General features: G+C 74.1%; 18 protein-coding genes and 2 pseudogenes. 9 read left to right on the top strand and 11 right to left on the bottom strand.

Annotation, left to right across the window (positions count from 1 at the left end):
* Positions 1-333: 333 nt before the first annotated feature.
* Positions 334-1249: pseudogene (locus tag ACZ7JZ_RS21290) on the top strand (zinc-binding dehydrogenase); the annotation flags it as partial.
* Between the two features lie 146 nt (positions 1250-1395).
* Here ACZ7JZ_RS21290 and ACZ7JZ_RS21285 read toward each other — a convergent pair.
* Entirely contained in the window at positions 1396-1830 is a 435-nt protein-coding gene (locus ACZ7JZ_RS21285) for a chromate resistance protein ChrB domain-containing protein (RefSeq protein WP_470941430.1), read from the bottom strand.
* Complete coding sequence (locus tag ACZ7JZ_RS21280) at positions 1827-2288, bottom strand: Chromate resistance protein ChrB (protein WP_470941428.1); 462 nt, start codon at positions 2286-2288, stop codon at positions 1827-1829. The genes ACZ7JZ_RS21285 and ACZ7JZ_RS21280 overlap by 4 nt, the downstream gene beginning before the upstream one ends.
* A 279-nt stretch (positions 2289-2567) precedes the next feature.
* Here ACZ7JZ_RS21280 and chrA point away from each other — a divergent pair, with 279 nt between their 5' ends.
* Both chrA and ACZ7JZ_RS21270 read left to right on the top strand, forming a co-directional pair.
* Positions 2568-3983, top strand: a complete 1416-nt coding sequence (chrA, locus tag ACZ7JZ_RS21275) for a chromate efflux transporter (RefSeq protein ID WP_470941426.1) — start codon at positions 2568-2570, stop codon at positions 3981-3983.
* A 327-nt stretch (positions 3984-4310) separates the two neighbouring features.
* A complete protein-coding gene (locus ACZ7JZ_RS21270; RefSeq protein WP_470941424.1) occupies positions 4311-4655 on the top strand; it encodes a hypothetical protein in 345 nt (114 codons plus the stop codon).
* Between the two features lie 180 nt (positions 4656-4835).
* On the opposite strand, the gene ACZ7JZ_RS21265 is transcribed toward ACZ7JZ_RS21270, so the two are convergent.
* The 3 genes from ACZ7JZ_RS21265 to ACZ7JZ_RS21255 form a co-directional block, all read right to left on the bottom strand.
* Positions 4836-5336 (bottom strand): hypothetical protein, encoded by a 501-nt coding sequence (locus ACZ7JZ_RS21265; protein WP_470941422.1) that lies wholly within the window; start codon positions 5334-5336, stop codon positions 4836-4838.
* Positions 5333-5704 carry an STAS domain-containing protein gene (locus tag ACZ7JZ_RS21260; RefSeq protein ID WP_470941420.1) on the bottom strand — a complete coding sequence of 124 codons (372 nt, stop codon included), beginning with the start codon at positions 5702-5704 and terminating at the stop codon, positions 5333-5335. The genes ACZ7JZ_RS21265 and ACZ7JZ_RS21260 overlap by 4 nt, the downstream gene beginning before the upstream one ends.
* A gap of 393 nt (positions 5705-6097) precedes the next feature.
* On the bottom strand, positions 6098-6298 hold the full coding sequence (locus ACZ7JZ_RS21255; protein WP_470941418.1) for a CsbD family protein: 201 nt from the start codon (positions 6296-6298) through the stop codon (positions 6098-6100).
* 181 nt (positions 6299-6479) lie between these two features.
* Here ACZ7JZ_RS21255 and ACZ7JZ_RS21250 point away from each other — a divergent pair, with 181 nt between their 5' ends.
* Entirely contained in the window at positions 6480-7763 is a 1284-nt protein-coding gene (locus tag ACZ7JZ_RS21250; protein ID WP_470941416.1) for a protein kinase domain-containing protein, read from the top strand.
* Positions 7764-7960: 197 nt separating this feature from the next.
* Here the strand turns inward: ACZ7JZ_RS21250 and ACZ7JZ_RS21245 are convergent, their stop codons facing one another.
* The gene (locus ACZ7JZ_RS21245) at positions 7961-12022 is read right to left on the bottom strand and encodes an nSTAND1 domain-containing NTPase (RefSeq protein WP_470941414.1); all 4062 of its coding nucleotides are present in this window, start codon (positions 12020-12022) and stop codon (positions 7961-7963) included.
* 239 nt (positions 12023-12261) lie between these two features.
* Here ACZ7JZ_RS21245 and ACZ7JZ_RS21240 point away from each other — a divergent pair, with 239 nt between their 5' ends.
* The 4 genes from ACZ7JZ_RS21240 to ACZ7JZ_RS21225 all read left to right on the top strand — a co-directional run bounded on the left by ACZ7JZ_RS21240 (position 12262) and on the right by ACZ7JZ_RS21225 (position 15160).
* On the top strand, positions 12262-12942 hold the full coding sequence (locus tag ACZ7JZ_RS21240) for a hypothetical protein (RefSeq protein ID WP_470941412.1): 681 nt from the start codon (positions 12262-12264) through the stop codon (positions 12940-12942).
* 277 nt (positions 12943-13219) lie between these two features.
* Positions 13220-13684 carry a Crp/Fnr family transcriptional regulator gene (locus ACZ7JZ_RS21235; RefSeq protein ID WP_470941410.1) on the top strand — a complete coding sequence of 155 codons (465 nt, stop codon included), beginning with the start codon at positions 13220-13222 and terminating at the stop codon, positions 13682-13684.
* Between the two features lie 26 nt (positions 13685-13710).
* Positions 13711-14355, top strand: coding sequence for a CBS domain-containing protein (locus tag ACZ7JZ_RS21230; protein ID WP_470941408.1), 645 nt, complete (start codon positions 13711-13713; stop codon positions 14353-14355).
* Between the two features lie 103 nt (positions 14356-14458).
* On the top strand, positions 14459-15160 hold the full coding sequence (locus ACZ7JZ_RS21225) for a response regulator (RefSeq protein WP_470941406.1): 702 nt from the start codon (positions 14459-14461) through the stop codon (positions 15158-15160).
* Positions 15161-15210: 50 nt separating this feature from the next.
* Here the strand turns inward: ACZ7JZ_RS21225 and ACZ7JZ_RS21220 are convergent, their stop codons facing one another.
* The 5 genes and pseudogenes from ACZ7JZ_RS21220 to ACZ7JZ_RS21200 form a co-directional block, all read right to left on the bottom strand.
* Positions 15211-16941 carry a sensor histidine kinase gene (locus ACZ7JZ_RS21220; protein ID WP_470941404.1) on the bottom strand — a complete coding sequence of 577 codons (1731 nt, stop codon included), beginning with the start codon at positions 16939-16941 and terminating at the stop codon, positions 15211-15213.
* 95 nt (positions 16942-17036) lie between these two features.
* Positions 17037-17225 (bottom strand): annotated as a pseudogene (locus tag ACZ7JZ_RS21215) (DUF1918 domain-containing protein); the annotation flags it as partial.
* A gap of 29 nt (positions 17226-17254) precedes the next feature.
* On the bottom strand, positions 17255-19837 hold the full coding sequence (locus ACZ7JZ_RS21210) for a cation-translocating P-type ATPase (protein WP_470941402.1): 2583 nt from the start codon (positions 19835-19837) through the stop codon (positions 17255-17257).
* The gene (locus ACZ7JZ_RS21205; RefSeq protein ID WP_470941400.1) at positions 19834-20712 is read right to left on the bottom strand and encodes a universal stress protein; all 879 of its coding nucleotides are present in this window, start codon (positions 20710-20712) and stop codon (positions 19834-19836) included. Before ACZ7JZ_RS21205 ends, ACZ7JZ_RS21210 begins: the two co-directional genes overlap by 4 nt.
* Entirely contained in the window at positions 20709-21617 is a 909-nt protein-coding gene (locus ACZ7JZ_RS21200; protein ID WP_470941398.1) for a universal stress protein, read from the bottom strand. The genes ACZ7JZ_RS21205 and ACZ7JZ_RS21200 overlap by 4 nt, the downstream gene beginning before the upstream one ends.
* A gap of 267 nt (positions 21618-21884) precedes the next feature.
* Here ACZ7JZ_RS21200 and ACZ7JZ_RS21195 point away from each other — a divergent pair, with 267 nt between their 5' ends.
* Positions 21885-22544 (top strand): CBS domain-containing protein, encoded by a 660-nt coding sequence (locus ACZ7JZ_RS21195; RefSeq protein ID WP_470941396.1) that lies wholly within the window; start codon positions 21885-21887, stop codon positions 22542-22544.
* Positions 22545-22553: the final 9 nt, after the last annotated feature.

The raw sequence follows: 22553 nt of genomic DNA, 5'->3' as shown, positions 1-22553 counted from the left end.
GTCCCGTACCAGCCCTGCCGGGGACGGGGACCGGCCGTCGGTCCCGTCGCACCGCCAGTCGCCTCGGATCCCGTCGGCGATCGGTGGCCGGATGGCTGTTTTGTACGGGACACCCCGGGGAGACGCCCCGCAGGCCACGAGTACGCCGGGGAACGGTCCGGCGGGCCGGTGGCGGCTCCACCGTCCATCTGGTCCGGGTGAACGGCCCGCAGAGGCGTGCCGGAGCCGCGGACCCCGCCCTCCGTACACCGCGGGGTCGGGGGCCCTGCGTGTCGTCTCTCACCGTCATGCCGCCTCGTGCGGCACCGAGAGAAGCATCATGAAAGCAGCGGTATCGCCTGCGGCTTCTGCAAGCAGTGCGAGCGGGGACTGACCAACTACTGCCTGACCATGCAGCCAGAACCGGTGCTCGCCGCAGCCGCCTACGGCTTCGCCGACATGGGCCCGTACCAGGGCGGCCAGGCGGAGCTGCTGCGCGTGCCCTACGGCGACTTCACGCGCTGCGGCTGGGCGAGGACGCCGCCGAGCGGCAGACGGACTACGTGATGCTCGCCGACATCTTCCCCACCGGCTACCACGCCACCGAGATGGCACGCGTCAAGCCGGGTGACCAGACGATCGTCTTGGGGCCGGGCCCGTCGGGCTCATGGCGGCGTACTCCGCCGTGCTCAAAGGCGCCGGCCGCGTCTGGGTGGCCGACCACCAGGCGGACCGGCTCCTCAAGGCCGAGGAGATCGGGGCCATCCGGATCAACACCGCTGAACAGGACCCGGCGGAGGTCGTCAAGGAGGCCACCCTCGGGCTGGGCGCCGACAACGGGTGCGAGTGCGTCGGCTGCCAGGCGCACGACCACCAGGGGCAGGAGGACGCGAGCCTCACGCTCAACGGCCTGATCGACGCGGTCAGGTTCACGGGCGACATCGGCGTGGTGGGCGTCTTCCTGCCCGAGGACCCCGGCGGCGAGGAGGCCCAGGGCGAGATGGAGGCCCAGGGCAAGGTGCCGCTCGACTTCGGCCTGATGTGGTTCAAGGGCCAGCACATGGGAACCGGCCAGGCGCCCGTGAAGAAGTACAACCGGGCCCTGCGGGACCTGATCGCCGGGGAGAAGGCGACGCCCGGCTTCATCGTCTCGCACGAGCTGAGCCTGGACGAGGCCCCCACCGCCTACGAGCACTTCGACGCCCGCCACGACGGCTGGACGAAGGTGGTGATGCACCCCGACGGGCACGGCAACGGCCACAAGCCCTGAGCCGGCCGGGGGCTTCAGCCCGCGCCGTGAAGACGTGGGGGGGGAGAGCCGGGTTTGCGGCTCTCCCCCCAGGGAACACGCGCACCGGGGAGACTCCCCGCGGGCCGTGCGCATCTCCCCCCTCGCGCACGGCCCGCTCGTGCGGGTCAGGCCGGTTCGCGGCCCAGGGAGGCTGCGCGCCGGTAGTACGCGTAGAGGCCGTCGAAGACGGGGGTGGCGACGGCCATGGTGCGGGTGTCGTCGCCGGTCATGGACAGGCCGCGCAGGACGACGTCGAGGCCGGGGGCTTCGGGGGCGTGGAAGCGCTCGTCGTCGATGTCGGCCTCGTGGACGATCTGCGCGATGCGCCGCAGGGCGGGGTCGTCGCTGAGGTGGTGGACGCGCAGGACGGTCTCGAAGCTGCAGTCGCCGTGGTGGTGTCCGAGTGCGGCGCCGCGCATGTCGAAGGGGGTGGCGTCCCCGGGGACGTGGGCGGGGTCGGTGACGAAGACGAACTCGGCGGCCGGGTCGATGAAGCGGCGGATCAGCCAGGCGCAGGCGGCGCGGTCGATGTGGATGCCGGCGCGGGTGGCCCACTTCATGGGGAGCTCTCTTCCGTGGTGTTGGCGGGGTGCAGGGCGTTGACGGCCTGCTCGGCGGTGTCCCGGGCGGGTGGGGGGAAGTAGTCGCGGCGCTGGATGCGGCGCAGTTCGGCGCGCAGCCGGGTCAGGGCGCGCCGCCGCTCGGCGCCGTCCCCTGTGCGGGCGGCTTCGGCCTGGGCGAGCACCTGCTGGTATTCGGCGGCGCGGGCCTGCGTCATCGTGTCGATGAGCTGGTGTTCGTCGCCGGTGGCGGCCGGGTGGGCGATCCACAGGGTCGCGGTGCCGGCGCAGTCGCCGACCTCCTCGGCGATCCACTCGAGCTGCTCGCGGGTGCGGGCGTCGGCGGGCAGGGCGACGAGGCCGTCGCTGATCTGTGCGACCCCCAGGCGCTTGAGCTTGCGCCACACGGCGATCCGCGGGGTGGAGGGCTCGCGGGGGAGGCGGTAGGAGAGCAGCACCCACTGCCGACCGGTACCGGCGCCTGTGCCTGTGCCTGTGTTTGCGCCGCTAGCCGTGCCGGGGGCGGTCACGCCCGGATTCCCGGCCGGTCCGCCCGGGGCGGGTCCGGAGGCTGCAACGAGTTGTTCATGTCCATCCCCCGAGACCTGTCTTCCTCCGGCCCAGCTCTGATGCAACCATGGTTGCACAGCAGAGGGCGGGGGTCAGGGTGCAGTCGCGCACGCCGGTCCGTCCGACGGCGGCCGCCAGCAGCCTGACCAGGAGGAAAGGGAGGGCCGGTGACAGCCACCGACCAGCCGCCCAGCCCACGGGCCCGAGCCGACCGCACCGCCGACGCCGGCGGCGGGCACGTGATTCCGCTGCGGGAGGCGACCCGGACATGGTTCGCGATCTCCTGGCAGACCTTCGGCGGCCCCGCCGGGCAGATAGCAGTGATGCAGCGGGCCCTGGTGGAGGACAAGCGCTGGATCGGGCAGCAGCGGTTCAACCACGCCCTTTCCTACTGCATGCTCCTGCCCGGCCCGGAAGCCCAGCAGCTCGCGATCTACACCGGCTGGCTCCTCAACGGCACCCGCGGCGGCCTGATCGCCGGCACCCTCTTCGTGCTGCCCGGCGTCCTCGCCCTGCTCGCCCTGTCCGCGCTGTACGTCGCGTTCGGCTCGAGCGCCGCCGTCACCGGCGTCTTCGCCGGCCTGGCCCCCGCCGTCGTGGCGATCGTCGGCCAGGCCGTCTCCCGGGTCGCCAAGCGCTCCCTCACCCACCCGCTCCTGATCGCCGTGGCGGCCGCATCGTTCGGGGCCCTGGCCCTGTTCTCCGTGCCCTTCCCGGCGGTCATCGCCGCCGCCGCCCTCGCCGGCTGGCTCATCGGCCGGTACCGGCCCGACGCGCTCAAGCCGTCGGACGGCCACGGCGCGGACGACGGCCCCGCTCCGCTGATCCCCGACGACGCGCTGCACCACGAGCAGCCCGGCCGCCGCCGCACCTGGCGCATCCTGGCGACCGGCCTGCTCCTGTGGGCCGTCCCGGTGGCTGCGGTCGCCCTGCTGACGGGTACCGGGAGCGTGTTCACCACCCAGGGCGCGTTCTTCTCCGGCACCGCGCTGGTCACCTTCGGCGGCGCCTACGCCGTCCTCGCGTACGTCGCCCAGCAGGCCGTGCAGACCTACGGCTGGCTCACCCCGAAGGAGATGGTCAGCGGCCTGGCCCTGGCCGAGACCACCCCCGGCCCGCTGATCATGGTGGTCCAGTTCGTCGCCTTCCTCGGCGCCTACCGCGACCCCGGCACCCTCGACCCCTGGGCCGCGGCCGTCCTCGGCGCCCTCCTCACCACCTGGGTCACCTTCGTGCCCTGCTTCCTGTTCATCTTCCTCGGCGCGCCCTACATCGAGCGCCTGCGCGGCAACCGGCGCATCTCCGCCGCCCTGACCGGCATCACGGCCGCGGTGGTCGGCGTCATCGCCAACCTCGCCCTCTACTTCGCCGAGCACGCCCTCTTCACGGACGTGGACGAGAAGGTCTTCGGGCCGGTGACCCTCGCGCTGCCGGACCTGGGCACGCTGCGGCCCGCCGCCCTCGTGCTCACCGTGATCGCGGCGCTGCTGGTCTTGAAACTGCGGTGGAGCGTCCTGCGCACCCTCGGCATCTGCGCGGCCCTCGGACTGGGCGCCGCGCTGGCCGGACTGCCCGGCATCTGAGCCGGTCATCCGGGACGCTCCCCGTACGGGAGGTCGACCGGGCCGTGGTGCCGGGGGTACGCGCCTCCTCACCACCGAAGTACCCGATCCGCTCCGCGCCCGACGTGGAGGAGTACGGGCGGGGTGAGGACGGGGCCGGTTCCCGGCGGGGGCGTCGCCCGTCCTGGCGGGGCGGACGGGCCGGACGCGGACGCACCCCGCCCCACCGGACCAGCAGGCCGATCAGGTGAGAGAGAAACCTTCCTGCCGGCGCATCCGCAACCGGGCGGATCCGGCCGGGGAAAGCACAGCCGACAGCACGCCCTTCCCCTCAGTGAGGACCAGCCCATGCGCCTGCGCAACACCCTGGCCGCCGCCCTCGGCGCCCTCCTGCTCTCCGTCGCCCTGCCCGCGTCGCCCGCCGCGGCCGCCAACGGCGAGTTCGTGTACACCTACGTCGGCCTCAACGGCCTCAACCTGCGCGGCGTCCTCGCCGAACCGGACAGCCGCATCTGCATCGACATCCCCGAGACGATCGGCTCCGAACTGCCGGCCCTCGCCCCGCGGAACTTCACCGACTCCACCGCCACCGTCTTCCTCGACGCGGACTGCGACGGCGACGTCTTCTACGTGATGCCCCCCGGCAAGAGGCTCGGCGACCGGCTGCGCTTCCGCTCCGTCGTCTTCAACTGACGCCCCGCGTCGCACCCCGCCGGACGCCGGGCCCCGGCCACCGGGGCCCGGCCCCGCCGTGAAACTGCCCCATCGTCTCCACCCCCGCAGGGCGGCAGTTGAGCCGCCGGGCCGTCTCTGTGGACTCCGGACGCGGTCGTTGCACCTGTTCAGGGCCGGGGCGGGAGGGAGGGCGGCTCCTCAGGGCCGGGACTCGGAGTGCTGGTCCTCGGCAGCGCCCTCGCCCTCCCCCACCGCGGGGAGCCGGGCCAGAGCCCCGCATATCAGGCGGACGGCTTCCTCGGCGTCGGTCAGCTCGACGGCCGAGGGCAGGACCGTGCCGAAGGCCCGGTCGGGCTCCGCGGTCAGCGCCCGCCAGCGCAGTACGGGTACGAGGGCTGTGCTCGTACCGGCGAGGAACCAGGCGAGGTGGCCGTGGGTGCGTGCGGTCGCGAGCGCCAGCACGGCCAGGGCCTCGCGCAGGTCCTCCAGCCGCTCCAGGCCGGACAGCGTCTGCCGCCCGGCGGGCGGGCCGACGGCCGCCGCCAGCTCCCCGGCCGCCCGCCCGGCCAGTACCGCGTCCCCCCGGCTGACCTCCCAGGCCCCGCTGGCCACCAGGCGCTCCGCCTCGGCCGCCAGGGCCGACACCTGGGCCTGCATCCCCGCGGGAGGACCGGCCTGGGCTGCCGCGGCCGCGCTCACGAGCCGCCCTCCACCGGAAGGGGGTCCGGCGGGTCGGCCCGCCGGAATGCGGGGGCCGGGGCCGGGCCGGGGGCGTGGGCGAAGAGGTCCGTGGTGCCGGTCAGGGACAGCAGGCGGGCCAGCTGCGGGGGTACCTGGCCGTCCAGGACCAGCCGGGCCCGCTCGTCGAGCAGGACGTGGAGGAACGAGGAGTCGGCGAAGACGACCTCCGAGACGTCCACCACGAGCGGCCCGCCCGCGCCGTCGAAGGCCCGGCGCAGGACGGGGCGGGAATCGGCGTCGAACTCGCCTGCCAGGGAGATACGGACCGCATCGGGCGGCCCCTGCTGGCGTTCGACATGCAGGAATGGAGGGGTGGACCGGTTCATGGCTGCCGTCCCGGTAGAAGAGGAGCCCTCCCTCCCCGCGGACGGGAAGGACGCACGCGGCCGTCGGCAGCCGCGCGATCGAGGAGGTCCGTACCGGAAGCACCCCACCTCGCTCAGGGGGGATGCGGCAGCGCGGGTCACACCAACGGCTCCTCCCAACGTACCCGAAGCCCGGCGCCCGCCCCAGTCCGCGGACCCGCCACCGCACAGCCGGACGGCAAACCCGCAGGCCACGTCCACGGCCGGGCTGCCGCGCGCCCCTCGCCTCTTCACCGCGCCCCCGACGGGTAGGAGCCCCCGTATGGAGGGCAGGACGCCTCACGGCGGGGGCCGGTGCACGTCCGGGGGCCCGCGGCGCTTCATGCGCCGCGGGCCCCCGGACGTGCACCGGCGTCAGGGCCGGCGGCCCTCCCGCAGGGAGTCCTTGATTCCGCGGGCGCGCTCCTCGGCCTTGCCCGCGGCCTCACGGGCCTTCCCCTTGACCTGGTCGGTCTTCCCCTCGGCCTGCATCCGCTCGTTACCGGTCGCCTTGCCGGCGACCTCCTTGGCCTTGCCCTTGACCTGCTCCATCTTGCCCTTGGCCTTCTCCGCCACGACAAACACTCCCTTTTCCGAAGAACGGTCGTTCGATGGACAAGCTAGACGAGAACAGGCATCCGCGCGCGTCGAACCCGTGTGCTGAACATCCGTCCGTCCACATCGCACCGAGCAGGCGGCCCGAAGATGGCCGTCAAAACCCTTAGGCCGTGCGGGTTTCACGCCTACGATCGCGCGCATGGGGGACCTCTTCGCGCCGGGCGCGACCTTGGCAGGCGGCCGCTACCGCATCGACGGCACGCTCGGCAGCGGCGGCATGGCGCAGGTGTACCGGGGCTGGGACACGATGCTGTCCCGCGCGGTCGCGGTCAAGACGATCCGGCCGGAACTGGGGGCGGACAGCGGCCTCTCGCTCCGCTTCCGGCGGGAGGCCCAGGCGATGGCCGCGCTCTCGCACGCGAACGTGGTCACGGTCCACGACACGGGTGAGGAGGCGCGGCCGGACGGGCCCCCGGTGCCGTACTTCGTGATGGAGCTGGTCGCCGGGCAGTCCCTCGCGGACCGGCTCCGCGAGGGCGGCGCGCTCCCGGTGCCCGACGCGGTGGGGATAGCGGACCAGGTCCTGGCGGCACTGGCGGTCAGCCACGAACGGGGCCTGGTGCACCGGGACATCAAGCCCGGGAACGTGCTGCTCCCGGAGGGCGCCGGACCGGCGAAGGTGGCCGACTTCGGCATCGTACGGGCCGTGGCGGCAGAGGGCCCGGCCCTGACCGGGACGCGGACCATGGTCGGTACGCCGCAGTACATGTCCCCGGAACAGGTGCGGGGTCTGGCCGGGGTGGACGGCCGCTCCGACCTGTACGCGGTCGGGGTGCTGCTCTTCGAGATGCTGACGGGCCGGGTCCCCTTCGACGGGGACGACGGCTACGTGATCGGATACCAGCACGTCACACAGCCCCCGCCCACCCTCGCCTCGTACGGGATCTTCGGCAGGCCGCAGCTGGAGGCGGTGCTCGCGAAATCGCTCGCGAAGGATCCCGGGGAGCGGTACGCGGACGCCCACGCGATGCGGGCAGCGCTCCGCGCCCCGGCCGCCGCCCCGACCCCGACGGCGCTGAACGTCGTCAGGCCGCCGGCCTTCCCGCCGCTGCCCCCGGCCCCGCCGCCCTTGAACCCCCCGGCGCAGCACGGTCCTCCCGCCGCGCAGGACGGGACTCCCCCGGCGCACACGAATCCCCCCGCAGCCGCGCCCCCGCCGGCCACGCCCCGACCCGTGCGGATGCGGGCCCTCGGGCGCGCAGTGCACTGGGGGCGGTTCCTCCTGTCCCTGGCCGTCCTGGTCTCGCTGAGACCCACCGACTCGGGGTTCACCGCGGCGCTGCACGGAGTCGGAATCCTGCTCGCCCTGCCCCTGCGGCGCAGGAGCAGGGGCCGACTCGGCTACCCCTTGGCCGTCCTCATGTCGGTCGTGGTCGTCCTCCACGCCCTGGCCATCGCCGTCGGCCTCCACTTGCTCGACTGATCGCAGGGCACATCGGAGGACCGGCAGCGCGGTGGCCCGCGGCCGCGTGCTCACTCCCCGTCCGTACCGGGCCCGCCCCGGCCGTCCCCGTCGCGCAGACGTCCTGCCTGGGTGGCGTAGTCGCCAGGGTGTCACCGCCCCGCTTGGACGGGCGGCACGCGCTCCGCACGGGCCAGGGCGCCCGCGGTGGCTGCCGTTCAGCAGGTCTCCCGGTACGGGACCCCCGGCGCGTAGGTCTTCCAGTCCGCCGGGGTGAGCCCGGTGACCAGGCGGGCGCAGAGGGATGCGGCGGCGCGGGCGGGGTCGGTGTCGTACGACTGGACGGGGACGTGTGCGCCCGCGGCCCGGAGGGTGGTTCCGTCCGGGGCGAAGGCGAGGGCGCGGATCGTGTCGCCGGGGGTCGGCAGGGCGGCGCCGAGGAGGCGGTGGGAGGACGTGTCCCACAGTTGCAGGGTGCCGGAGTTCCCCGCGACGGCGAGGACCGATGCGTCGGGCGAGAAGGCGAGCGCCGATACGGATTCGTCCTCCACGTGCCGGGCTCCCGTGTGGGTCCCGGCGAGCGACCCGAGGCGTTCGCGCAGGTCGCCGTCCCAGATGGTGACGCGGCCCAGCACGTCGCCCGCCGCGAGGCGGGTGCCGTCCGGGCTGAAGGCGAGGGCGGTGGTCTCGTCGCCGCCCAGCGCACGCCGTCCGACCCGGCCGGAGGGCAGGTCGGCGACCGAGTCGGCCCAGGAGACGGCCGTGCGGCCGTCGGGGCGCAGGGCCAGGTCCTCCCCGCTGAAGCCGGCCAGGGTGCGCAGGCGCTTGCGGGCCGGGACGTCCCACAGTTCGAGTACTTCGCGTTCGCCCGCGCGGGAGACGGCGAGCGTCCGGCCGTCGGCGCCGAGTGCGATGCCGGAGGTGCCGAGGGGCAGTTCGTCCTCGGAAAGGGGCGTAGCGCCTTCGTCGAGGTCGAGTCGGGCGAGCACCCGTCGCGCGCGTACGTCCCACACGGTGACGAGCTGGGGTCCGGCGGTGCCGGGGTCGATGCTGTCCAGGGCCCGGCCGTAGGCGAGGTATCCGCCGTCGGGGCTGAACGCGAGGAGGTCGGAGCAGCTGCTCTCGGGCGGCGCCGTGCCGGCGGCCGGCTGGGGGCCGGCTTCCCGGGGTGCCGCGCCGGGCGCGGTGCCCTCCGCGCCCGCGGTGGCCCCGCCGTCCGCCGCCCCCTCCTCGGTCACCGCCCCCTCCTCGGCCGCCGTCCATTCATCGCCCGCCGTGCCCATCCCGACCTCCGCGCCGTCGCCGTCCGCGTCCTCGGGGAGGTCCTGCACCGGATCGTCCGGCGGGAGGGGCGGGCAGGCGGCGCCCGGGAGCTCGTCGAGGAGCCGGCCGCGGTGGTCCAGCAGCCGGTACGCAGCCCGGTCGCCGGCGGCGGCCGTGGTGGCCAGGAGCCGGCCGTCCGGGCTCCACTCGGCCTCGCCGGCGGGCTGTTCGCGCCAGCCGCCGGTCACGGCGCGGCCCAGGGTCAGCGACCGTACGGTCGCCCCGCTGCCGGAGGCGTACCGGATGGCGCCCCCGGGGAGGTCCAGGCGCAGGGCGTGGGGGGTCTCGTTGACCAGGGTGTAGCGGAACACCGGGGCTGCGGGGGCGGCGGTGCGCCACAGCAGGATCTCGTTGGCGAGGGTGGCCGCCACGGCGAACCGGCCGTCGGGGCTGAACCCGAAGTGCTGGACCCCGGGCGCCGCGAGCACGAACGCAGTACGGCCGCTGCGCAGGTCCCGGGTGCGGATGCCGCTTTCGGTGACCAGCGCGACGGCGCGGCTGTCGGGGGTGAAGGCGAAGCCGCCCTCGACGCAGTGGTCCCTGCCCGCGCCGGGCAGCCACGGCAGCGGCAGCTTCCCGTCGCGGCCGGTGCCCGCGGTGCCGGGGCCGCGTACGAGGCTGCGGATCTCCAGGGGCCGGTCGTCCGTACACAGGGCCAGCCAGCGGCCGTCGGGGCTGACGGCGCTGTCCTGGACGGTCTCCTCGGACCCGAGGGTGAGGGCCAGCAGCTGGCGCCGCCGCGCGAGGTCCCAGACCTGCACGCCCTCCGGGTCCTCGGCCTTGTCCCCCCAGTTCTGCACCACGAGGGTGCGCCCGTCCGGGCTGAACTTCGCGCCCAGGGCGGACGGCACGGGCAGACGGCCCGCCGCACGGCCGGTGCGCACGTCCAGGAGCCGTACGCCGTCCTCCTCCAGCAGCGCCAGCGTGCGGCCGTCCGGGCTGAGCGCCGTCCAGGGCGCGCTGTCCTGCCCGGCGGGGCGGGCCCCGGGCCGGGCGGGGGTGTGGACGTGCGTGTGGGTGCGGCGGTGCGTGCGGACGTCCCAGGTGTCGACGCGGTCGGGCGCGACGGACACCAGCGTGCGCCCGTCGGCCGTCAGGTAGCGGTCGGCGTCTGCGGGGGCGGCGGCGTCCGGAAGGGTGAAGACGTCCTGCTCCTTCTGCCCGAGGGCGCCCAGCAGGGCGGACCGGGTCTGCGGGGTGGCCGCGAGGCGCCAGGCGGCGACGCTCAGGCGCATCGCCCTGGGCGGGTCGGTCAGGCGCAGCCCCTCGGCGACGGCGGCCAGGCGCCCGGCCTCCGCCTGGATGCGCCTGCGGTCGCTCGTACGGCTCTCCTGCCAGGCGACTCCGACGGCGAGCAGGGCCAGGACCAGCAGGCAGGACAGCGCCCCGGTCAGGGCGCGGCGGCGGCGGCGCTCCCGGGTGCGGCCGGCGAGGGAGGCGGTCAGGAAGGCGTCCTCGGCCGCGGTGAGTGCGGCGGGCCGCCCGGGTCCGGTGCGGAAGTGCTCCTCGGCGGCGACGAGGCGGGCGCCCCGGTACAGGGCGCCGTTCTCGCGGCCGAGGTCCTCCCAGGCGCGGGCGGCCTCCGTCAGGCGGCGGTGGGCGCGCAGGCGTTCGCGGTCCTCCTCGATCCACGCGCCGAGCCGGGGCCAGGCGGTGATCAGGGCCTCGTGGGCCAGGCTGACCGTGTCGTCGTCGAGCGTGACCAGCCGGGCGCCTGCGAGCCGTTCCAGGACGTGGGCGACGTCCTCGGGGGCGGCGATGTCGAGCTCGGCGCGGGGGGCGGGGCGGCGGGTGTCCTGGGAGCCCTCGCCCGGTGCGATCAGCCGCAGCATCAGGAGCCGGGCGAGCTCGGCCTGCGCGGGCGAGAAGCGGGAGTGGACGTCCTCGGCGCTCTGCGCGATGGCGCCTTCCAGCCCGCCCGCGGCGTGGTACGCCTCCTCCGTGAGCGCCCGGCCGCGGCGGCGCCGCCAGGTCTCGCGCAGGACGTGCGAGAGCAGGGGCAGGCCGCCGGGGCGGCCCTCCACCTCGCGTACGAGCCGGGCGGTGAGGGAGCGTTCGACGATCAGCCCGGCCGCCTGGGCCGGTCTGACGACGGCCTCGCGGAGCTCCGCCCGGCTCATGGGGCCCACGAGCACGCTCGTCTCGCGCAGCGCCGCGGCCAGGCCGCGGTGCTCGGCGCAGCGGGCGTAGAAGTCCGCCCGTACCGCGATGACGACCCGCAGGCGGCTGTCCGGACGGCGGGCGGCCAGCAGCAGGCCGATGAACGCGGCGCGTTCGGCCTGGTCGCGGCAGAGCGTGTACACCTCCTCGAACTGGTCCACCACGACGAGCGTGTCCCCGGCCGCGTCGTCGCCTTCGCGGGGGCGCAGGGCTGCGGCGTGCGTGGGCACGGGGTGCTCGCCGGGGGTCAGGACGCGGATGGCGGCGAGGCGGAGCGGTACGGCGGCGGTGACCGTGCCGGTGTGCCCTTCGCCCCGCAGGGCGGGGATGAGCCCCGCCCGCAGCAGGGAGGACTTGCCGCTGCCGGAGGGGCCGAACACGGCGGTGAAGCGGTGCTCGGCGACCGACTGCCGCAGCACGGCGGTCAGTTCGTCCCGCCCGAAGAACCTGTCGTGGTCGGCGGGCTCGAACCGGGCCAGCCCCTGGTACGGAGGGTCCTCGGAGGCCTCGTCCCCGCGGACCCTCGCCTCCAGCGCCTCCGCCTCCGTCTCGCGCCAGCGCCGCTCCCACGCGTGCGGATCGCCCCCGCAGGCCGTGGCGTAGGCGAGGGTGACCGCCAGCGTGGGCAGCTGCTCGCCGGCCGCGGCCTGGGAGAGGGAGGTCACGGAGTAGTGGGCGCGCCGGGCCATCTCGCGGTAGGTGGGGCCGCCGGCCTCCTGGCGCAGCTTGCGCAGCTCGTACGCGAACCGCTGGACCGGTCCCTCGTTCGGATCGACAGGTGTCTCGCGACGCCCCATGGTGTGTCTCCCCCGTCCCCCGTGCGCGGGTGTGCCTGCGCACGACGGGCCAGGGTAGGGAGCCCGCCAGGGGTAGGGCAAGCGCCGATCCGGCCGCCGACCGGCGGCTTCTTCTTTGTTCGGTCCGGCGGAAGGGGCCTGCTGAACAACCGTCGGCGCTGGTGAACTCGGTAGCGCCGGCCCGGTCGGGGCTGGCGGCAGCCCCGGTCACGGGGCGCTCAACGGGGAGGGAACCCTTCATGATCACGACACGCTCGGCCAGGCCCGCGCACCGGTCCCTGAAGGCCTTGGCGGCCGCGGGGGCGGCAGCCCTGGCGGTGGGGCTGCTCCCGGCAGCGGCGGGGGCCCAGGAGTCGGCGGCTCCGCAGTCGGCTGCGGGGACGGCGGCCGGGGAGGCTGCGGCCGCGAGGAGCTACACCTACCTCCAGTTCAAGAAGAACAAGAAGGACCCCTCGAACTCGCGCCTGTCGCTGGTCCACGTCCGGCAGATCAGCCCCGACAAGACGCGCTCGTACGTGGTCGACAGCTGGCGCGCGGGGTCGGGCATCGGCGACGCCAGGAACGCCAAGCGGAAGGTCGGGCAGAACCCCTGCCAGAAGAACGCGGGCTGGCTGCCCAGCGGCGACTACAAGATCGAGTACTTCAAGAACGACTTCGCCGGCACCATCAACGGCATCGTCTGGAAGCTCCAGGACAAGCGGTGCAAGTCGAACGGGAAGAAGGGCACCAAGCGCGACGCCCTGTTCATCCACAGCGAGATGAAGTCCAACGGCAAGCAGGGCCGCACCGAGCCGACGCGCTGGGACGGCAACGGCGACTACAAGTCGGCCGGCTGCATCAAGCTCAAGCCGTCCGACATCCGCGAGCTGAGGGGCTACCGCAGCAACTTCCCGAAGCCGACGCGCCTGTACGTGTCCTGACGCCGCGCCGGCAGGGGTCCGGCCCCGCCCCTCGGGGGCGGGGCCGGACCCCTGCCGGGCCCCACCACCCCAGGCGGTCGTTCCAGTACATCGCATACCTGCCGGATCCCGGGGATGCGGCGGCCGTGGGTGTGCTGCCGTCTGCTGCCAGGATCCCCGTCCCTGAGCTCCGCGAAAGGGCCGGTCGGGCCCCTGAGGGGCCCACAGGGCCCACGCCCCGAGTCGACCGCGCGACGAAGACTGGGGGTGGGGCGGACTCGAGATCTGGAGGCCTTCGATGAGCACACCCTCCCCCACTCGTATCGCCGCGGCTCTGCCTGCCGATTGCCGTTCCCGGCTGATGGAACAGGCCCGCGAGGTCGGCTTCCCCCAGGGAACCCGCATCTTCCGCGAGGGCCAGCACGCCGACCGGTTCTGGATCGTCCGGTCCGGCACCGTCACGTTGGACGTCCATGTGCCCGGGCGACGGGCGGCCGTCATCGAGAGCCTCGGCGCCGGCGAGCTGGTCGGCTGCTCGTGGCTCTTCAAGCCGCACGCCTGGCAGCTCGGCGCCGAGGCCATGAGCCCCGTACGTGCGTACGAGTTCGACGCGGAGCAGGTCCGGATGCTGATGGACGCCGACCCCCGCTTCGGCTCGGCCCTCGGGCACTGGGTCGGGCAGGTCCTCGCCCACCGGCTGCAGGCGGCCCGGATCCGTCTGCTCGACCTGTACGCGCCCTACGGCAGTGGCAGTTACCTCTGATCACCTTCACGGCAAAGGAGCAGGTCATGCCCGCTTCCCGCTCCACCGTCAGTGACGTCATGACGCGCACCGCCGTCGCGATCGGCCGCGAGGCCTCCTACAAGGAGATCGTCGAGCTGATGCACGAGTGGAAGGTCAGCGCCCTGCCCGTCCTGGAGGGTGAGGGCCGCGTCGTCGGTGTCGTGTCCGAGGCGGACCTGCTGCCGAAGGAGGAGTTCCGGCGCACCGAGCCCGTACTTCCCGACCAGCTGGAGGAGGCGTCCAAGGCCGGCGGGGTGCTGGCCGAGGAGCTCATGTCGAGCCCGGCCTTCACTGTCCACCCGGGTGCGCCGGTCGCCGAGGCCGCCCGGATCATGGCCCGCAAGCACGTCAAGCGCCTGCCCGTGGTGAACGAGGTCGGCATGCTGGAGGGCGTGGTCAGCCGGAGTGACCTGTTGAAGGTCTTCCTGCGGCCGGACGAGGAGCTGGCGGAGGAGATCCGCATGGCGGTCCTCACCGAGCTGGCCCCCGGCGTGACCTTGGATGTCGTCGTCCAGGACGGGGTCGTCACCCTGCGTGGTCCGGTTCGGGACCGTGCGCTGGTACCCCTGCTCGCACGTGCGATCCGCGCGGTCGAGGGCGTCGTGGACGTCCGGATGGGGCTGGCAGGCGCTCCGGGCGCCGCCGCATGACGCCCGCGGTACGGGTGGCCGGGACCGGCGACGGGGTGGGATGCTCGGCTTGCTGGGATAATTCGGGTGGAAGCGCACAGCGCGGACCGAACCAGGGGCGGCCATGTCCGACGATCCGAGCATCTCCCCCGGGGCGCCGATCAGGGTGTTCCTCCTCGACGACCACGAGGTGGTCCGGCGCGGGCTGCGGGACCTCCTCGAGGCCGAGCCGGACATCACGGTCGTCGGTGAAGCCGGCACGGCCGAACAGGCCCTGGCCCGCGGGCCGGCGCTGCGTCCCGAGGTCGCCGTGCTCGACGTGCGGCTGCCCGACAGCGACGGCATCAGCGTCTGCCGCGAGCTGCGGTCGCACATGCCGGGCCTGGCCTGCCTCATGCTCACCTCGTTCGACGACGAGGACGCCCTGCTGGACGCGATCATGGCGGGAGCCGCCGGATACGTACTGAAGCAGATCAAGGGCTCCGACCTGGTCTCCGCCGTCCGTACGGTCGCCACGGGCCAGTCCATGCTGGACCCGGCCACGACCGCCCGCCTGATGCACTCCCTGCGCGACCCGGAAGCCGCGAAGACGCCGGAGGACGCCCGCCTGGCAGCTCTGACGGAACGGGAACGCGCCGTCCTGGAGCTCATCGGAGACGGTCTCACCAACCGGCAGATCGCCAAGCAGCTCTACCTGTCCGAGAAGACTGTCAAGAACCACATCTCGCGGCTGCTGGGCAAGCTCGGCGTCGAGCGCCGGGTCCAGGCTGCGGTCATCGCCGCACAGGTCCACGATCACGACCACGGTGGCCAGACCGCGCGCTGAACGCCGTCCGGCCCTGATACCGGGCCGCCGTCCGCGTGGAGGCGCACCGATCACGCCTGCGGGGGAGCGAGGGGCACCTGCCATTCCAAGCGGGTGCCGTCCCCTCCTTGGCCTCGCAGCGTCACGGTCATCCGTCCTCCCAGCTTCTGCGCACGTTCGGTCAGGTTGCGCAGTCCGCTGCGCCGGCCTCCCCCGGGAACGCCGACGCCGTCGTCCGTCACCGCGACGGTGAGGACGCCCTCGGCCGCCGTGATCAGGACCTCGACGTGAGCGGCCCGTGCGTGGCGGGCGACGTTGGCCAGCGCCTCGCCGAGCACCGCCAGAGCCTCGTCGGCGACGGCCGGCGGGACGTCGGTGTCGATGAGCCCTTCCATGCGCAGCGCCGGGGCGAAGCCGAGGCCGGCGGCGGCCTCGTCCAGGGTCTGGACGGCGCGGGAGCGGAGCTTCGAGCCCGTGGCCGGGGATTCGTGCTCGCGCAGCCCGAAGATGGTGGAACGGATGATCTTGATGGTGGTGTCGAGGTCGTCGACGGCGCGGGTGAGCCGTTCGGCCGCCTCGGGGTGGTCGACGAACCGCTGGGCGCTCTGAAGGGTCATGCCGGTGGCGAAGAGGCGTTGGATGGCGAGGTCGTGCAGGTCGCGGGCGATGCGGTCGTGGTCCTCCAGCATGCTCATCTGCTCGGCGTCCCGTCGGCGGTCGGCCAGTTCCAGGGCCAGGGCTGCCTGCCCGGCGAAGCCCGGGAGCGCCGCGACCGCTGGGGGCGCGAACACGGGGCGTCCCTGGCGGCGGGCCAGCATCAGGACGCCGCTGAGCTTCTCCTTGGTGCCGACCGTGACGGCGACGGCGGGGCCGAAGCCCTTCCATCGTTCGGGCTGCACGGTGACGCGCCCGTCCGACTGGACGTCCGTCAGCGTGATCAGGCCGTCCTCGGCCAGGGCGGCTTCGGCCAGGGTGCCGCGGGTACTGGGCAGGACGATCCCCCGGTGCGCGTCGGCCCCTTCCCCGAGGGCCAGGGAGCCGCGTAGTTCTCCTCCGGCGCCCAGGAGGTAGAAGACGCCCATGTCCGCGCCGGTGATGTCCTTGGCGCGCTCCAGCATTCCTTGGAGGACCTCGTCCTGAGGGGTGCCGGAGAGCAGGGCGCTGGTGATGTCCGCACTGGCCTCGAGCCAGCGCTCGCGCAGGCGCACCTCCTCGAAGAGGCGGGCGTTCTCGACGGCGATGCCGGCGGCGACGGCAAGGGTGGACAGCACGGCCTCGTCCTCGGGGTCGAAGTCGGCGCCGCCGCGCTTCTCGGTCAGGTAGAGGTTGCCGAAGACCTCTTCGCGGACCCGGATGGGGACGCCGAGGAAGGAGTGCATCGGCGGGTGATGGGGAGGGAAGCCGTACGAGGCGGGGTGCTCGGACAGCTCCGGCAGGCGCAGGGGCTCCGGGTGGCGGATGAGCTCGCCGAGGATGCCGTGGCCGGACGGAAGCTCGCCGATGCGGGCGCGGAGTTCGTCATCGATGCCGACGGGGAGGAACTCGGCGAGCTTCTTGTCGTCGCCGATGACGCCCAGGGCGCCGTACTCGGCGTCCACGAGGACGACGGCGGCCTCGACGATGCCGCGCAGGACCTGGGGCAGGTCGAGTTCCCGGCCGACCGACATGACGGCTTCCAGGAGGCCGTTGAGGCGGTCGCGGGCGCCGCGCACTTCGTCGATCCGTACCTGGAGCTCGTCGAGGAGCTCGTCCAGGCGCAACCGGGGCACACCCGGTTCGGCAGGCCGGTCGCCTGCGCTCATGACCCACCTCCGGCCGGCGGCAGCGGTGCGGCACCGCATCCCTTCTTCACCGTAGTCCCGGCCGCAGGCGGGTGCCCCGTTCAGGGCCGGCGGGTGTGGTGCAGGTGGCGGACGCGGGCGTCGGGTCCGGGGAAGAAGACGGTGGTGCGGCCGGTGTCGGACCAGCGCACGTCGTAGGGCGGGGTGCCGTCCTCGTGGTGGAGGGCGACGACTTCCCCGTCCCTGCCGGGCTTGCCGACGGCGGGGCCGCCCACGACGATCTGGTCGCCGGGTTCGGCGCGGATCCCGGAGCGGTCGTCCCGTGACGGCATGTTCATGATCGTGCCTTTCTGTGGAACGCGCCCCGCAGGAGGCGGGCGGCGGCGAACGCGGCGACGGCGGCGGCCGAGGCGAGCCACACGCCGGACCAGCCCACGGGCTCGGTCCCCAGCAGCGACTGCAGAGCGGGAATGAAGAGGGCAGCCGCGGCAAGGAGTGCCGAGCAGGCCACGGAGACGGGCAGGAACAGGTTCGCCCTGGTCAGGAGGCGGGCCCTCAGACCGAGGGCCACCCCCAGCTGGGCGGCGAGCAGGGACAGGAAGAGCACGCTCTGCCAGGGCAGGCCCATGGCGCGCGCTGCGGTGCCGGCGAGGAGCGATACGACGGTCACCGCCGTGGCGAGGACGAGGAGGCGCTGCCAGACGCCTGCGGCGAGTATGTGCTGGCCGGGCGGCCGGGGCGGGCGGCGCATGGCGTCGGGGGCAGCGGGTTCGGCGCCCATGGCCACGCCGGTCAGGCCGTGCGTGAGGAGGTTGATCCACAAGATCTGGCCGGCCCGCAGGGGCAGGGGCAGGCCGAGCAGCGGGCCGGCCAGCATGACCAGGATCTCCGCGGTCCCGCCGGCCAGGCCGTAGACGAGGAAGCGGCGGATGTTGTCGTAGACGCGCCTGCCCTCCTCCACCGCCGTCACGACGGTGGAGAGCTCGTCGTCGGTGAGGACGAGGTCCGCCGCCTGCCGGGCCACCTCCGTGCCGCGGGCGCCCATGGCGACGCCGATGTCCGCCCGGCGCAGGGCGGGGCCGTCGTTGACCCCGTCGCCGGTCATGGCGGTGACCGCGCCGCGGGCACGCCAGGCGTGGACGATGTCCAGCTTCTGCTGGGGGTCTGTGCGGGCGAAGACCCGGACGGCGGTCAGGTCGGTGTCCGGTGCCGCGGCCAGCTCGGGACCGGTGAGCACGGCGCCGGCCGCGCCGTCCTCGACGACTCCGGTGCGTACGGCGATGGCGTGGGCGGTCGCCGGGTGGTCGCCCGTGATCATCACCGGGGTGATGCCGGCCGCGCGGCAGGCCGCCAGGGTGGCGGCGGCCGTCGGCTTCGGCGGGTCGCTGATCGCGATCAGGCCGAGCAGGCGCAGGCCCCGTTCCGCCCGGGTGGCGGGCAGGGGCTGCGAAAGCCGCTCCGCGCCCGCCACGGCCAGGACCCGGAAGCCCCGGCGGGCCAGGGTGGCGGCCTGTCGGCGGGCCGGCTCCAGCACACCCGGCTCGGCCGCCAGTACCTCGGGGGTCAGCACGCGCTCCGGTGCGCCCTTGAGGCAGACCAGCACGCGCCCGTCGGGCAGGCGGTGCAGGGTGGTCATCCGCTGGCGCAGGGAGTCGAAGGGCGCTTCCGCGATCCGGGGGCAGAGCCGGTCCAACTCGGCCCCGGAAGGGCAGTGGGCCTTGGCGGCAGCCGACAACAGGGCCGCCTCCATCGGGTCGCCGACAGGCGCCCAGGCGCCTGTCGGGTCAGGCGGCGGCCGCAGGCCCGCGTCGTTGCACAGAGCCGCCGCCGTGAGCAGCTCCCGTACCGGACGGGCTTCCTCGGCTGTCAGCTGCCGTCCGTCGCGGAGCAGGCGGCCGTGCGGCTCGTAACCGGTGCCCGAGACATCGGCGGCGCCCTCCGGCGTCCACACGAGCTGGACGACCATGCGGCCCTCGGTGAGGGTGCCCGTCTTGTCCGTGGCCAGGACACTGACCGAACCGAGGGTCTCGACGGCGGGCAAGCGGCGGACGAGGGCGCCCCGGGCCGCCATCCGACGCGCTCCCATGGCCAGGGCGAGGGTGACCACGGCGGGCAGGGACTCGGGGACGGCGGCGACGGCAAGGCTGATGGCAGTGACTGCCATCGTGCCTGCGGGGAGGCCGCGGAGCAGGCCCAGTGCGAAGAACAGCAGGCAGAGGGCAAGGGTGGCGGCGGCCAGGGCACGTCCGAGGGAGGCGAGACGGCGCTGGAGCGGTGTAGGTTCGCGGCCCGCTTCGAGCAGGGCGGCGATCCGGCCGAACGTACTGGCCGGGCCGGTGGCCGTGGCGGTGGCGACGCCCCGGCCGCGTACGACGACGGTCCCGGCGCTCACCGTCTCCCCCACTGCCTTGCCTACGGGCTCGGACTCGCCGGTGAGCATCGATTCGTCCGTGAGCAGCGCCGACGCTTCGGTGAGCTCGGCGTCCGCGGCGACGATGTCGCCCTCGCCCAGCAGCAGGGTGTCGCCGGGCACCACCAGGGCCGTGGGCACGTCGCGGGGAGCGCCGTCGCGCAGCACCCGGGCATGGGGAGCGGACAGGGCGGAGAGCGCGGCGACGGCGCGGTCGGCCCGGACCTCCTGGGCGACCCCGACCGTCGTGTTGACGACGACCACCAGGGCGATGACCACGGCGTCGGGGTGGTCCCCGATGGCGACGGTCAACAACGCGGCGCCGAGCAGCACCATGATCAGCGGGTCGCGCAGCTGCGCCAGGACCCGGCGGTGCAGCGGTACGGGGCGGGGTGGCGGCACCTCGTTGCGCCCGTACCGGGCGAGCCGGCGCTCCGCCTCGGCCTGGGTCAGGCCGGCCGCTTCCCGGGAGGGAAGGGCCGGCGCGTCGGTCGCGCGAGGGGTCATCGCCCGTCCGTCCTGCCGGTGGGGACGGTGATCACCGGGCAGTGCGCCCGGTGCAGGAGGCCGTGGGTGACGGAGCCGATCCGCATGCCGGTGTATCCGCCCCGGCCACGGCGACCGACGACCAGGGCGAGGGCGTGCTCGGCGGACCCTGCGAGTTCCTCGACGGGGCGGCCCGTGAGGACCTCGTGGGTCACGTGCACGTCCGGGTACTTGTCCGCAAGGCCTGCCGTGGCTTCGCTGAGCAGGAGCCGCTGGGCCTTCAGCGCGGCCTCTTCGTCGTCGAGCATGAACAGCGGCGGCTGCCGCACGCAGACGACACGGAGGGCGGCACCGCGCCGGTCGGCCTCGTCGAAGGCGAAGGCCAGGACGTCGGTGGCTGCCGCGCTGCCGTCTATGCCGACGACGAGATAGGCGGGCTGCTGGGTGACGTGCTCGGCGTCACCCACGACGACGACCGGGCACGGAGCCTGCGCGGTCAGCGGGACCACGGTCGAACCGACGCTCAGGAACTCTGCTGCACGGCCCAGGTGGCGGGAGCCGACGACGACGAGGCGGGCCTGCCGAGCCTGTACCCCCAGCACCTGGGCGGGGAACCCTGCGAGCAGGCTGCTGGTGACGCTCACCTCCGGGTGCCGGTCGAGGGCCCAGGCCTGGGCCTCGTCCAGCCTGTGGGCACCCGCTCGCCCCATGGCGGTCTGCCCCGGGGCATCGTCGTCCTGGCGGGTGTGGTGCTGCGGCGGCACCGCCAGCACCAGGCGCAGCGGCAGCCTGCGGCGGTGGGCCTCGTCGACGGCCCAGGCCAGGGCAAGGTGCCAGTCCCTGTCCGGGTCGATCCCCGTGACGATGTCGCGGGCGCCTTCCCAGGCGGCGGTCACGACCCGCCGCCGGAGTGGATACCCGACCGGGGGATCAGGAGGACCGGGCAGTGGGCGTGGTGGAGGACACTGTGCGTGGCCCGGCCCAGGTTTCGGCCGAGACCGAGCGCGGTCGGGGCACGGCGGCCGCCCATGACCAGCAGGTCCGCGTGCCGGGAGGCCTCGACCAGCGCTCCGGCCACCGACGTGCCCTTCTGGGCGGTGCCCTCGACGGTCAGGTCGGGGAACTCGTCGTGGATCGTACCGGTGACGGCGCGAAGGGTCTCCTCGTGTCCTGCAGCGATCTCGTCCACGCCGTCGAGCATGGTCGCCACCTCACCGACGGACCGGAGCGTGTTCCACACGTGCAGCAGGCGCAGCGATGCCGTGCGCAGTACGGCCTCCTGGGCGGCGTAGCGGGCGCACACGAGGTCGTGTGCGTCGCGGACGGCGGCAAGGACCGCTCCCCGCTCCTCACCGTCGTCGATGCCCCGGACCACGATGACGGGGTTCTTGGCCACAGCCGCCACACCCAGGCCGACAGAGCCGAGCATGAGGGAGTTGAACCCGCCCAGGCCCCGGTTGCCGACGACGAGCGTGCTGTACAGGCCGCTCGCCCGGTGCAGGGTGGCGACCGCACCCGTGCGGCCGAACTCCGTGGTCACCTGGAGGCCGGGGTGTTCGGCGGCCACGGCCTTCGCCGTGTCGTCCAGGAGTTCGCGGCCTGCGGTACGCACCTTCTCGACGGTCTCCGCCGACAGGTACAGGGCCCTGCCGTCGGTATCCGCTCCGTAGACGATGTGCAGGGGGCGGCCGCGGCGTACGGCCTCTCGGGCGGCCCAGAGGGCGGCGGCGCGCGCCTGACGCGAGCCGTCGACGCCGACGACGACAGAGCTGGTGTCCGGGGTACGGACGGTGCTTTCCACGGTTCCTCCCCACCGAGGAGCGGACGGTGTCACTCATGACGCTGGCACGGGCGCAGGGCGCGGCAGAGGGCCGTCAGGGGACGGGCCGGGGGCCAAAGGTCCCCATCGGGCCGGGTCGGTCCCGTCCAGGCCGGGTCGGGTGGTCCTTCCGGTCCCGGGACGGGACCGTTCGGCCCTCGAATCCCCCCTGGGACGCGGCGGAAGGTGGGGGCCACACACCGAATACCGGCTACGCCCACCGCCGGTACGGCGGAGCAGGAGGGCCTCATGCACCACATCAAGGTGGCGGACCTCATGACCGACGAGGTGATCTCCGTTTCCCCGGTGATGGCCGTGAAGGAGGTCGCGAAGGTACTGGCCCAGTACGACATCAGCGGAGTCCCGGTGCTGGACGAGGAGGACCGGGTGGTGGGCGTCCTCTCCCAGACCGACGTCCTGGCCCTCACCGCACCCGGTGACCGTCTGCGGGCCGCAGCCCACGCCGCACCGCTCACGGCCGGCGAGACCATGTCCGCACCCGCCGTCACCGTCCATCCGGAAGAGACCGCGGTCGACGCCGCACGGCTGATGACCCGCAGCGGTGTCGAGCGGCTGCCCGTCGTCGACGTGGAAGACCGCCTGGTCGGCATCGTCACCCGGCGGGACCTGCTGCGGATGTTCCTGCGGCCGGACGCCGAGATACGCCGGCGCGTCCACGAGGTCCTGACGGACGTGCTCGCCGTACCTGCCGGTGATGTCGCCGTCCACGTCGTGGACGGCGTCGTCACCCTGGACGGTCGCATCCCGGAGCACAGTCAGCTGCATGCCCTGCGCAGCCTCGTCGAACGCATCGAGGGGGTCGTGGCGGTCGCCTCACGCCTGACGGCCCGCAACGACGGCACGGCGACCACGACTGCCCACGGCGGACGCAGCGCCATGCCCTGGTGAGGCGTGACT

Source organism: Streptomyces sp. NPDC038213, from assembly GCF_055600495.1.
This window is presented reverse-complemented; position numbering and strand designations above follow the sequence as displayed.